This window comes from Halobacillus hunanensis (genome assembly GCF_900166655.1).
Lineage (GTDB): Bacteria > Bacillota > Bacilli > Bacillales > Halobacillaceae > Halobacillus_A > Halobacillus_A hunanensis.
In genome coordinates, this window is sequence record NZ_FVZB01000005.1 from 897,901 (window position 1) to 910,494 (window position 12,594).

Annotated in this window: 13 protein-coding genes and 1 riboswitch; of the genes, 12 read left to right on the top strand and 1 reads right to left on the bottom strand. The window is 43.6% G+C overall.

Annotated elements, in window-relative coordinates; genetic code table 11:
* Positions 1-62 precede the first annotated feature (62 nt).
* A riboswitch (SAM riboswitch) is annotated at positions 63-163 on the top strand.
* Positions 164-234: 71 nt separating this feature from the next.
* The 6 genes from B5354_RS05475 to B5354_RS05500 all read left to right on the top strand — a co-directional run bounded on the left by B5354_RS05475 (position 235) and on the right by B5354_RS05500 (position 5,756).
* Positions 235-900, top strand: coding sequence for a sulfite oxidase-like oxidoreductase (locus tag B5354_RS05475; RefSeq protein WP_079526814.1), 666 nt, complete (start codon positions 235-237; stop codon positions 898-900).
* Positions 901-912: 12 nt separating this feature from the next.
* Positions 913-2,082 (top strand): acetyl-CoA C-acyltransferase, encoded by a 1,170-nt coding sequence (locus B5354_RS05480; protein ID WP_079526634.1) that lies wholly within the window; start codon positions 913-915, stop codon positions 2,080-2,082.
* Positions 2,083-2,193: 111 nt separating this feature from the next.
* Complete coding sequence (locus B5354_RS05485) at positions 2,194-3,693, top strand: sodium:solute symporter family transporter (RefSeq protein WP_079526636.1); 1,500 nt, start codon at positions 2,194-2,196, stop codon at positions 3,691-3,693.
* A 16-nt stretch (positions 3,694-3,709) separates the two neighbouring features.
* Entirely contained in the window at positions 3,710-4,873 is a 1,164-nt protein-coding gene (locus B5354_RS05490) for an acyl-CoA dehydrogenase family protein (RefSeq protein ID WP_079526816.1), read from the top strand.
* Positions 4,874-4,967: 94 nt separating this feature from the next.
* Positions 4,968-5,255 carry a hypothetical protein gene (locus B5354_RS05495; RefSeq protein ID WP_079526638.1) on the top strand — a complete coding sequence of 96 codons (288 nt, stop codon included), beginning with the start codon at positions 4,968-4,970 and terminating at the stop codon, positions 5,253-5,255.
* Between the two features lie 15 nt (positions 5,256-5,270).
* Positions 5,271-5,756 carry a DinB family protein gene (locus B5354_RS05500; protein ID WP_079526640.1) on the top strand — a complete coding sequence of 162 codons (486 nt, stop codon included), beginning with the start codon at positions 5,271-5,273 and terminating at the stop codon, positions 5,754-5,756.
* Between the two features lie 14 nt (positions 5,757-5,770).
* Here the strand turns inward: B5354_RS05500 and B5354_RS05505 are convergent, their stop codons facing one another.
* Entirely contained in the window at positions 5,771-6,958 is a 1,188-nt protein-coding gene (locus B5354_RS05505; protein WP_079526642.1) for a M14 family metallopeptidase, read from the bottom strand.
* Positions 6,959-7,090: 132 nt separating this feature from the next.
* Here B5354_RS05505 and B5354_RS05510 point away from each other — a divergent pair, with 132 nt between their 5' ends.
* The 6 genes from B5354_RS05510 to B5354_RS05535 all read left to right on the top strand — a co-directional run bounded on the left by B5354_RS05510 (position 7,091) and on the right by B5354_RS05535 (position 12,553).
* A complete protein-coding gene (locus B5354_RS05510; RefSeq protein WP_079526644.1) occupies positions 7,091-8,284 on the top strand; it encodes a DEAD/DEAH box helicase in 1,194 nt (397 codons plus the stop codon).
* Positions 8,285-8,634: 350 nt separating this feature from the next.
* Positions 8,635-9,276, top strand: coding sequence for a class I SAM-dependent DNA methyltransferase (locus tag B5354_RS05515; RefSeq protein WP_079526646.1), 642 nt, complete (start codon positions 8,635-8,637; stop codon positions 9,274-9,276).
* A 4-nt stretch (positions 9,277-9,280) separates the two neighbouring features.
* Positions 9,281-9,736 (top strand): S-ribosylhomocysteine lyase, encoded by a 456-nt coding sequence (locus B5354_RS05520; RefSeq protein WP_079526648.1) that lies wholly within the window; start codon positions 9,281-9,283, stop codon positions 9,734-9,736.
* A gap of 19 nt (positions 9,737-9,755) precedes the next feature.
* On the top strand, positions 9,756-10,673 hold the full coding sequence (locus B5354_RS05525; RefSeq protein ID WP_079526650.1) for a PLP-dependent cysteine synthase family protein: 918 nt from the start codon (positions 9,756-9,758) through the stop codon (positions 10,671-10,673).
* Between the two features lie 5 nt (positions 10,674-10,678).
* Positions 10,679-11,815, top strand: coding sequence for a bifunctional cystathionine gamma-lyase/homocysteine desulfhydrase (locus B5354_RS05530; RefSeq protein WP_079526652.1), 1,137 nt, complete (start codon positions 10,679-10,681; stop codon positions 11,813-11,815).
* A gap of 99 nt (positions 11,816-11,914) precedes the next feature.
* Positions 11,915-12,553, top strand: coding sequence for a TraR/DksA C4-type zinc finger protein (locus B5354_RS05535; RefSeq protein ID WP_079526654.1), 639 nt, complete (start codon positions 11,915-11,917; stop codon positions 12,551-12,553).
* Positions 12,554-12,594: the final 41 nt, after the last annotated feature.

Sequence of the window (12,594 nt, forward strand, 5' to 3'; positions counted from 1 at the left end):
ATATTATTGACTTTAGCAAAGTTTATTTGTAACATGGCAAGTAACTTAATTACGTTTACTTACTCTTATCTAGAGCAGGCTGAGGGATTTGGCCCTTTGACGCCCGGCAACCGGTCTATAGACACGGTGCTACTTCCAACGGACATAGTCCGGAAGATGAGAGGTCGAAGCAAAATCTTCAGCCTCTTTCATTTTGAAAGGGGCTTTTTATTATTCAAAAAGCGGGTGATTGAAATGAATAAGGCGGAGCGGTTGAAGCGGTCAAAGGATCCACAGGTTACCGAGCGGTTTGACGGACGGCTGCCGCCGGGTCAGGTTTTAACGGAGAAGTTCCCTATTTTAACAGTTGGTGAAGTACCATCCTATGACCTCGAACAATGGGATTTTCAGATTGCCGGGGCTGGGGATGAAACGCTTCGTTTTTCATATCAGGATTTTATGGAGCTGCCACAGTCGAAAGTTGTTTGTGATATTCACTGTGTGACGAGGTGGTCAAAGTTCGATAGTGAGTTTGAAGGAGTCCTGCTGAAAGATTTACTGGATGGGTTTGAGATTCCTAAAGACAATCGTTACGTGATGGTTCATGGGGATTATGATTATACAGCTAATATTGCTCTACAAGATTTGTTAGCGAAAGATGTGATCCTGGCTCATTCCTATAATGGCAAACCGCTGACGGAAAAGCATGGTTTTCCATTCCGGCTCGTTATCCCGCACTTGTACTTCTGGAAGAGTGTAAAGTGGATTAGAGGTTTTGAGTTTAAGGAGTTAGATACGCCTGGTTTTTGGGAACAAAATGGGTTTCATAACGAAGGAGATCCGTTTAAAGAACAGCGCTTTACTGATGAGAGTGAAGTTATGGAAGAGGGTAAATGGAAAGAAAAGGATTTTGATTATTAAGGAGGCTGGACAATGAGTGTTGTCATTTTAGATGGTGTTCGTACACCATTTGGTAAATGGAAAGGCGGATTATCCAAATTAGGAGCGAAGGATCTTGGCATTCAAGCGACTAAGGCGCTGGCGGAGCGTGTGCCGGAGGCCTTGAATGTGGATGGAGTTATTTTGGCACAGGTGCTGCAGGCTGGACAGGGACAGAATCCTGCCAGGTCAGTTGCAGCAGGAGCTGGCATTCCATGGTCGGTACCGGCGATTACGATTAATAATGTATGTTTGGCCGGGGTTGCGTCAGTGGCGGACGCGGCTAGACGTATCAAGCTTGAGGAAGGGGAGTTATACCTTGTCGGCGGATTTGATTCCATGACCAATGCCCCTCATGTAGCGACCATTAGAAACGGGCTGGCTACAGGTCCTGTTGAGTTTACTGACACGTTGATTAACGATGGTCTCTGGTGTTCTTTGACGGATTCTTCCATGGGCGAACTGACAGATACTCAAAACGAAGAACGACATATTACCCGGGAACAACAAGATCAATTTGCCTTGCAGTCTCAGTTAAAGGCAGCGCGGGCGCAGGAAGAAGGCTGGTTAAATGATGAGATTGTACCTGTTCAGGCTGGCAGCAAACAGGTTGTAAGTGACGAAGGAATCAGGCCCCAGTCTACTGCGGAAAAATTAAGCAAGCTGCCTCCTGCCTTTAGAGAAGGCGGCACGATTACGGCAGGAAACGCTTCACAAATGACTGATGGAGCTAGTGTCGGCGTGGTTGCGTCGGAAAGTTATGCAGAAAAGATCGGGCAGACTCCTCTTGCCAGGGTCATCGGCTGGTCGGAAACAGCCGGACCTGATTCAAGTTTACATACGAAACCGGCAGACGCGATTGCAAAACTCCTCAAACGGTATCAGATAACAAAAGAAGAGATTGATTTATTTGAGATAAATGAAGCCTTTGCAAGTGTAGCACTCGCAAGCATTGATGAGCTCGGATTAGATCCTGAAAAAGTTAATGTAAATGGCGGAGCGATTGCAATCGGACATCCACTGGGCGGCACAGGGTTTCGATTAGTGCTTACACTCGTTCATGAGTTAAAACGCCGAGGCGGGGGCCGAGGAATTGCATCACTATGCGGAGGCGGAGGGCAAGGCTTCGCGATTCTCGTGGAAGTACCAAAAGAGTGGTCATAAAAGGAGGAGAAATTCATGTTTGTTACTTATGGAATAGGAATCGTAGTATTCTGGGCGGCAGGATTAGCTCTATGGCAGGGGATGTATAAGCCATCCAAAGGAGGGAAGTAAATGGAGACCTTATCACAGGGAACGGTGTGGTTTATCGGCGGTTTGTTGTTCGTTTACTTTTTATTTGTCACATGGATTGGCCGTAAAGGCTCGAAATACAGTAAGACGATGAGTGGTTTTGCAACAGCTCGAGGAAAGGTGAACCCATGGATCGTTGGAGCCAGCTTCGCAACGACTTATGCAAGTGCAAACTTATTTATTGGAGTGCCAGGGCTCGCCTATGAATATGGTACGGCCGTGCTCTGGTACACATTAGGATGCTTTGGCGTTTCATGGTTAGGGTTATTGTTTTTTGCGAAAACCTTCTTTCGATATGGGAAAAAGTTCGGAGGGGTTTCAACATTGCCTGAGTGGTTAGGAAAAAAATACAACAGTAAAGCCCTGCAGGTGATCGTTGGCTTGCTTATTCTATTTAATGTGTACTATATCGTAGGGCAAAATGTCGGGCTGGCAACGATTTTTGAAACCGTTCTTGGAATTCCCTATATGTGGGGAGTCATTATCGGAGTTGCGATAACCGTCGTATATATTGGTTTAGGAGGCGCCTTTGCGCAAATTATTACTGATGGCATCCAGGGAATTTTTATGGCGTTTACATCTGTTCTCATATTAATTTCTCTCTTATGGACAATCGGGGGCGGATTCGGAGTCTTCGGGGAGCTCTCTAGTCGTTTGGCTGGAATCGATCCCAATCTTGTTGCACCTATTTCGTCAACAGGGCCATACAATAGTGTTCTGGCTATTTTGGCTGTGCAGTTTCTATTATTCAGCTTCGTATTAATGCCGCATTTGTTAAATAAGGTGCTTTCATTAGAAACAGAGGAAGAATTGCGTCCATTTACACTATCAGCTGGCCTTACCTTGTTTTTAATTTCTACATTAATGGTGGTAGGCGGATTGGCGGCTCGTGTGCTTCTTCCTTCCTTAGAAAGCGCTGATAAAGCGATTCCAGCTTATTTGATGGAAGCTTTTCCACCGGTAGTGGTAGCCATTTTAATCGTCGGAATTATATCAGCCATATTGTCCAGTACAGATAGTTTATATCTCGGTGTAACGACTAGTATCGGCAATGATATTTATAAAGTGCTTGCATCCTTTTTTACGAAAGGTGGAGGTGACCCTCAGTTGATTGACCGAAGAAGTGTAAGCGTGGCGAAGGCTTCCCTTCTTATTATTGGGGCGATTACCTTATACATTTCGCTTGACCGGCCAGAGTCGTTATCGATCCTTATTCAGTTTAGTTTCTCCGCGATTATCAGCGGGATCATAGCACCGATTACCTTAGGTTACTTTTGGAAACGAGCGAACCGACTTGGAGCCATTGCAGCAGTGGTCGTAGGGGTAACGCTTTATGTGCTATTTACGAATCAGGCCATTATTGAAAACATTTATTTAGCGATGTTTGCAAGTTCTGTAGCTGGATTTACGGTTATGTTTATAGCAGGAGTGCTGCCTGAGAGAAAGGCAGAAGAGTCCGTTCAGCTTGAAAAAAACGCATGAAAGAGAGGGAACATATATGGCAGATGATCAACAGCAAGGACGTCTTGAGAAAGTCATTCAGCTTCGTGATCAATTTTATAAACGGTCCAAAGAAGTGGATCAATCTGGTGACTTCCCACATGAAAATTTTGCAGATTTAAAAAATGCCGGCTACCTGTCCTGGACTGTACCGAAGCAGTATGGAGGACTCGGTCTGAACTTGTATGAGTATTTACAGCTGCAGGAAGAGTTAGCCAAAGGGGATGGAGCTACTGCCTTATCAGTTGGCTGGCATTTAGGGAGTGTACTCGAGCTGGCTGAAAACCATAGCTGGGAGGAGGCGATATTCCGTGACCTTTGTCAAAGGGTTGTACATGAGCAAGCTTTAATAAATCGGACTGCAACGGAAAAAGGTACGGGCAGCCCGACGAGAGGAGGGATTCCGGAGACGCAAGCATCCCTGCAAGGCGGCCATTGGATTATAAATGGCAGGAAAGCATTTGCATCTATGGCTGAAGCGTTGGATTATTCGTTAGTTACCGCCCGTATTGAACAAACAGACAGGATCGGTATCTTTCTAGTTGATCATAACCAGGAAGGGGTAAAGGTAGACCCTACATGGAATTCTGCTTCAATGAGAGGAACGAGAAGTGATGATCTTATTTTCCAGAATGTAAGTGTCTCATCTGAACACTTTGTCGAAGAGGAAGGCCAGCGAGTGGGTCCTCCTGCACCGAAAGGCTGGCTTCTGCATATCCCGGCCTGTTATCTAGGGATCGCATCAGCTGCTTGTCGATATGCGGTTGATTTTGCCAGTATGTATCAGCCAAACAGTTTGCCTGGTCCTATTAAAGAAGTGCCAGAGGTGCAGCGGAAAATAGGCGAAATGGAGCTTGCCTTATTCCAATCCCGTGAAATTCTCTACTCTGTAGCGAACCGATGGGTGCAGCAGCCCGATCACAGAGCCGATATGGGAGCAGAGTTAGCGGCTGTAAAGCATATTGCAACAAATCAGGCTGTTCATGTCGTTGATTTAGCCATGAAAATTGTTGGGGCACGCAGCTTGTCAAGAGACTGTCCATTAGAACGCTATTATCGGGACGTACGTTCTGGGCTGCATAACCCGCCGATGGATGACGCTGTAATAAAAATGTTCGCCGCAAAGTCATTGCAAGGTTCTCAGCCAACTGTCACTTCTTAAATCGTGCTTTCATATCATAACGCGTGTGCCGTAATGTTTGAGGGGAATGAAAAGGGGTATGATAAGAGTAAAAACACTAAAGGAGTTTGACGAGATGACTAAACATGTAGAGGCTTATTTTGAAACGGAAAATGATGCTGAAAGTGTTAAGGCTTCTTTGCAAAAGCTGGCAATTGAGGATGAATATATCGAGCCTATTCCAGATAACACTCCATTGTTATCACGGTTAATCCCGCTAAATAATTTAGATAAATCAGGCCCTGATAAACAGTTAACTCATTTGCTGCGCTTTGATGTAAAGGATGAGAATTATGAAAGTGCTTTAAACGTGATTAAGGAGCATGAAGGACATATGGATCCATCCGAACTGGAAAGTAAGTAAAGTAGGAGTGGCGTAATGAACGGGCAAGGTTTTTCTGAAAAACAGCAAGTTATAAAGCACCTGGAGGAGTCGATCGATTGGGTGCAATCTCTGAATCAATTGCCTGAGGAGTCGTGGCGGCTCCCTATAGAAGAAGGAAAGTGGAGCATCGCTGAAGTTATCCGCCATCTCGTTCTATGGGATGACTTTATTATCCATAAACGTTTGCCGTATCTGTTTACTTCTCAAGATTTCCCTGGCGCGCCAGATGTGGAGGTTATGAACTCTAAAGCGGCCATCCAGGCTAGAGATGATAGTAAGGAAGAAACAGTCGAGTTATTTAAACAAACAAGAAGCAAACTTTTGGAACAATTAACCGATATTGAAGGCATTCGATATGGAGAATCGCTTTCGTTGAAATCGCGAAAAGAAAGTTTATATGATTATTTGAAAGGAATTATGGAGCACGATGAACACCATTTCAAGCAGATTAAACAGGTTATCAATGAAAAAGATGCCTAGGAACAGGCATCTTTTTACATATACATACTCGCTAGAAAGATTCCGCGGGATTTATTATAAATTTCTTTAAATTGACTGAGCGGCAGTGGATTAACCCCATGCCCCAGTTCAACGGTATAGCCGGGACGACGCCATTCTTTTATAAACCAGTCTTTATAGCCCGTATAACTATCAACGAACCGGACGGGTTCATAGCTGCTTTCCCGAGCAAACTCATCGACAATCTCTTCAGCTTTAGAAGGTTCGAGACCTTCATAACCCCAATAAATGACTTCTCCTTGAGTGTGAAAAGCTAGCACTTTTTCAAATAATCGTTTTTCAGCCAGCTTAGCCATAGCTATGCTTTCTGGTTCTGTCAGCGGTCTATTACCTGGGAAATCTCGAGGGGAAGGCTTCTTCGGTTTACGCGCAGCCTCAAGTTTCCATTTGGCAGGATATTGTTTATTCAAATCAACTCCCCGAATATTAGCTTTCCACCCGCTAAAATCTGAATTGCCGCTGTTAATTCGTAAAGCCAGTTCACCGAAGTCTCCCTCTGGAGGACCATTTAGAACTAGGTTTACTCCATCAGGGTCAACCATTGGAACAATGGACAGAGTAACTTGATCATAAAGTGGATTCGTTAGACGCCCGCGAATGGGTTCCCTGTTTGTGAGGGACAATAGATATTCATTAATAAATTCCATCATTATCGCTGTGGTAATCCATTCATTAGCATGGAAGGATGCATTCCAATGCACAAGTTTTGGGCCACGGCCAATTTGCAGTTCGACTAAATTTTTCCCCATTACGCTATTTCCAATCGTATTTCTTTTTATAAAAGGGTATAATTCATAAAGTTGGTTTAAGTGATCAGTCAGCACTTGAAAGTCATAGTTTTGATTACCGTTTACCAGCGGCGCCGTTATGCGAGTCGGGAATTGAATGATTTGCCCAGCCTGCAGTTTAGTAGGAGCGGTTGATGGGTTGACCAAGTGCAAGAGGTCTACTGGAATTTTATTAGACGCAGCAATTTTATCTAAAGTATCTCCGGCCTTTATTTGATAGCTGGTCGAGCGATAACCAGGGATCTGAACAGCTTGCCCGATAGGCAGTGTAGTAGGAGAGAGGGTAGGGTTGGAATCAATGATCAACGATAAAGGAACATTAAAAGTGGTGGCATAATACCAAAATGAGTCTCCTTGTCTCACTTGAATTTGCATAGGTAACCTCCTCACATACATATTCAGTATAGTATATGGATGACGAGAGACGTACATGAAATTATTTTGTGTAATGATCGTACAGAACTTGGTTTGGAAATACAGATGAACTAAAGAAAGAAGTGAATGCTGATGAAAACATTTGAAGAAATAGGAATAGAAAAACACTTCGTTAAAAAGCTTGGTGATCAAGGAATTGCAGCACCTACCCCCATTCAAGAAAAGGCGATTCCTCAGCTGTTAGCGGGCAAGGATGTCCTCGCGAAAGCCCAGACGGGAACAGGGAAGACGCTCGCTTTTCTATTACCTATTTTACAAAAAATCGAGGTCGATAAAAATGAGGTTCAAGGATTAATCATTACGCCAACGAGGGAACTAGCCATACAAATAACGAACGAGGCAAAAAAGCTGCTCCCGACAGGCTGCAACGTTCTCGCTGTATATGGAGGGCAGGATGTGGCGGCACAGGCTCGCAAATTAAATGGACGAGCCCATCTTGTGGTGGCCACGCCGGGGCGTCTGCTTGATCATGTGCGCAGGGAAACAATCACACTTGTTAATGTTAATCATGTCGTCCTTGATGAAGTAGATCAAATGCTTGAAGCTGGTTTCCTCAGCGATGTAGCTGACATTTTGCTGCAAACACCTGAAAGCAGGCAGACAAGTGCTTATTCGGCAACGATTTCAAACCAGGTTACTTCCCTTTCCAAACAATATTTAAAGACTCCGGAGAAGGTTACGGTGCAGTCGGAGTCGGTGACATTGTCAGAAATTAAACAGCTTGTTTATGAAACGACAGATCGGGCCAAACAAGATACCTTATTAAAAATCATGTGTGAACATCGCCCTTATTTAGCTGTAATTTTTTGCCGTACCAAAAGAAGGGCCAAAAAGTTGAATGAAGCGCTGCTGAGACATGGTTTTGAATCTGATGAACTTCATGGCGACTTGTCTCAAGCAAAACGGGAAAAGGTAATGAAGCGATTCCGTGATGCCAAAATTCAGTATTTAGTTGCAACAGATGTAGCCGCGAGAGGTCTTGATGTCGAAGGAATTACCCATGTGTTCAACTATGATATCCCTCAAGATTCCGAGAGTTATATTCATCGGATTGGCCGCACAGGGCGTGCCGGTGGCAAAGGTCTGGCCATAACATTTATCGCTCCTAAAGATCGTCAAGCTCTTCGTGTTATCGAGAAGGGGATCGGGGAGAAACTCCACAGACGCACATTGGATACGTTGTCCCCAAAGAAGGACAGCGATCGAACGGATTCAACTAAGTCGAAGCGGTCTCCAAAACGGCCGGCGAAACGAAGAAGAACGTAACTGATGCAGCCTTTTATCGAGGCTGTATTTTTTATGGAAAAATTGCGATAGGGAGGGAGTGTTATGTTGGCTAGGGAACAATACCAAGGGGCTAATTTAGAATCATAAGACGTTAGGGAGCAATCTCCCGCAGCAGGTATGAATTCGAACACAATCTTTTCGACAGTAAGGAATGCAGAGGATAAACTCTTCACTCAAATCCCAGATCAGCTGGCCAAGCACTAGACTAATTCATCCGTAAAACTTTTTCAAAAATCAATAACATTGAGTGTGATGATGAAATATGATAAGTTATAAATATAATTCCGAGTAAGTGGATGGGAATTGTTAATTATAAGGGGTGGAAGCAAATGGGAGTAGAATTTGTCGACTTGTTTAATCAATGGGCAAGTTCATATGATGATACAGTTTCGGGGAACGATCCTGAATATAAAGAGGTCTTTGAAGATTATGATGTTATGCTCCAGGAGCTGGCAGATTTAGCGATATCCCCTGTACTTGAATTTGGGGTAGGAACAGCAAATTTGACGAGAAAAATAGTCGCTCAAAATAAAGTGGTGGCAGGTGTTGAGCCTTCAAAGGAAATGCGCCAGATTGCGAATTTGAAATGTCCTGAGGCTGCTGTTTATGAAGGAGATTTTATCAACTTCCCTGCTCTACAACTGCCTGTTCGTTCAATCGTCAGTTCCTTTGCCTTTCATCATTTAAAAGAAGATGAGAAACGATTAGCATTAAGCGTTTATTATGATAAACTTGAAGAAGGTGGAGAGGTGATCTTCATCGATACTATTTTTAAAGATGAGTCACACAAATTGTCTTTAATAAAAGATGCTGAGGAGAAAGGTCATCTTAACTTAGCACAGGATTTACAGGAAGAATATTATCCTTACCTTGGAGACTTAGAGCAAATGTTTTTGCAGCAAGGTTTTGAGGTATCGTTTAAACAAAAGAACAAATTTGCTTGGTTAATACAAGCTAAAAAAGGAGACTAAATCTATGCCTATGAATGTGGAAAGTTTCAACCTTGATCATACAAAAGTAAAAGCACCATATGTGCGTCTTGTCGGTGTAACAGAAGGTGAGCACGGCGATAAAATATATAAATATGATATCCGTCTGAAGCAACCTAATAAAGAGCATATGGATATGCCGGCATTGCATTCTCTAGAACATCTTATGGCAGAGAAAAGCCGTAATCATCACAGCCGTATCATTGATATCGGCCCAATGGGATGTCAGACAGGATTTTATTTAGCAGTGCTGAACGATGATAACTATGAAAATGTACTTCAATTGCTGGAAGATACCTTGAAAGATGTGCTTGAAGCGGATGAAGTTCCAGCTTGTAATGAAGTACAATGCGGGTTTGCAGCAAGTCATAGCTTAGAAGGTGCGAAAAAGCTTGCGCAAGAACTGTTAGATAAACGTGATGAATGGACAGAAGTCTTTTAATTTTGGAGGGTGAGCACGTATGGCTTACGTTAAAAACGTACAATCATTAATCGGCAGCACACCGATGATTGAGCTGACTCACTCATCGATTCCAAATCAGGCACGTATTTTTGCTAAGCTTGAATTCATGAACCCAGGCGGTAGTGTGAAAGACCGTCTGGGTTTAAAGCTGATTGAGGATGCACTGGAACGAGACTTATTAAAGCCTGGCGGAACGATTATTGAACCAACTGCGGGTAATACCGGGATCGGTGTAGCCCTTGCCGCGATAGGCAGAGGGTTCCGTGTTATGTTTGTAACTCCAGAGAAGTTTAGTCAGGAAAAACAAACCTTGATGAGAGCTCTTGGAGCGGAAGTTGTGAATACACCGACTGAAGATGGGATGCGGGGTGCGATCAAACGAGCGGAAGAGCTTTGTGAGGAAATTCCTGATTCTTTCAGTCCGCAGCAGTTCAATAATGGTGCTAACCCAGATACGTACTATGAAACACTAGGTCCAGAAATCTATAATGACGTAAATGGCGAAATAGATGTGTTTATAGCTGGGGCCGGGACAGGTGGCACGTTTATGGGAACGGCCCGCTATCTTAAAAAACAGAACGATTCCATCAAAACGGTCATTGTTGAGCCAGAAGGTTCAATTTTAAATGGCGGTGAGCCTGGGTCCCATCGAACAGAAGGAATAGGAATGGAATTTTTGCCTTTTTATATGGAGAAGGAATATTTTAATGCGATTCACACGATCCCGGACCAGGTAGCGTTTGACCGGGTACGAGAACTTGCTCTTAACGAAGGGCTTCTAGTAGGTAGTTCTTCGGGTTCAGCTTTTGAAGCAGCACTAAAGGAAGCTGAACAAGCGAAACCAGGAATGAAGATTGTTACGATTTTCCCTGACAGCAGCGAACGATATTTAAGTCAAGGGATTTATGAGGAGTGATGTCGATGAGAAAGAAAACACAGCTGATTCACGGCGGAATTACTGGAGACGAGAAAACAGGCGCGGTTTCTGTACCTATTTACCAAGTAAGCACCTATGCTCAAGATGGGGTCGGCCAGCATCGCGGCTATGAATATTCAAGAACGGGCAACCCGACAAGATTTGCCCTTGAAGAATTGATTAAGGAACTCGAAGGCGGACATGCTGGTTTCGCTTTTGGTTCTGGAATGGCTGCTATCACAGCCGTATTAATGACATTCAATCAAGGAGATCATGTGGTTTTCACGGATGATGTGTATGGCGGGACATATCGTCTCGTTTCTAATGTGATCAATCGTTTCGGTTTGGAAGCAAGCTTTGTAGATACAAGTGATGTTGAAAACATTAAGGCTGCTATTACAGATCGCACAAAAGCTATTTACGTTGAAACGCCAACCAACCCGCTTTTGAAAATCACCGACTTGAAAAAAGTGTCTGAGCTTTCCAAGGAGAACGATCTTACGTTTATTGTCGATAATACGTTCAGCACACCTTATTGGCAGAACCCAATTGATTTTGGAGCGGATATCGTGCTTCATAGTGCTACCAAATATCTTGGAGGACACAGTGATGTTGTAGCCGGTTTAGTTGTTGTCAATTCACAAAAATTAGCTGAAGATGTACATTTTGTTTTAAATTCATCAGGAGGTATTTTAGGACCGCAAGACTCCTGGTTACTGATGCGCGGCATCAAAACACTTGGTGTTCGCATGGAAGAGATTGAGGACAACACGCGTCAATTTATTGAATTTCTGCAAGGTCTTCCGGAAGTGACTAACATTTATTATCCTGGACTTGAGGATCATAAAGGATATGATGTTCACAGCCAACAAGCTCGTGGAAGCGGCGGAATGATTTCCTTTGATGTTGGAAGCGGCGAAAAAGCAGACCGAGTTCTCAAAAACACTCGCTTTTTCACATTAGCTGAAAGCCTTGGAGCTGTAGAAAGTTTAATTTCAGTTCCCGCAAAAATGACCCATGCGTCGATTCCTGCAGAGCGCAGAGGCGAATTGGGAATTACGGATGGTTTAGTTAGAGTATCCATCGGGCTGGAGGATATTGAGGATTTAAAAGAAGACTTTTTACAAGCGTTACGTAAATAATTCACAGAGCGGCCTTTTATAGAAAGGGTCGTTCTTTTTTGTTGAATAGGGGAAGTTGAGATAGCCACACTAACAGTAAGAAAGACTGGAGTGTGAAAAATGGATTATACACATTATAAAAAGCAATTAGAAGAACGAAAAAGAGAAATTGAACAGCAATTAATTGATAATAACCATTTTGGACTGGAGCGCGGTATGGCAAGCGGCCGGTCATCTGGTGAATTATCACAGTATGATAACCACCCGGCTGACTCGGGAACAGACCTTTATGAGCGGGAAAAAGATATGGCACTGTTAACTCACTTAGAGGATGAGCTATCAGAAATATCCTATTCCTTAAAGCAAATTGAACAAGGGACGTATGGGATTTGTGAAGTAACTGGAAAAGCGATCCCTCCTGAGAGGCTGGAAGCGATGCCGACTGCCCGTACCATTCAGGCTGCGGGGGATCAGCATGTTGCCGGAGACCGCCCAGTAGAAGAGGATGTCCTTCATGAATTGGAATGGGATGATGGAAATGACAGCTATGAGGAAGTCGCTTCTTTTAATGATAGTGGTATGACCTATGAAGGTTCTTCATTAATGGAAGCTGACGAAAATTCGGGATATGTGGAGGAATTTGAGCCGTTTGTTTCTACAAATATCGAGGGATATACTGGCTCAGACCAAGTGAATTTCCAGAGAAATGAGTATTATGAAAAATATATGGACGAGCAAGACGAGGAACAATCAGAATAAAACTTTGGCCCCAGGTTACTTTGCCTTGGGGCCAATTTTAA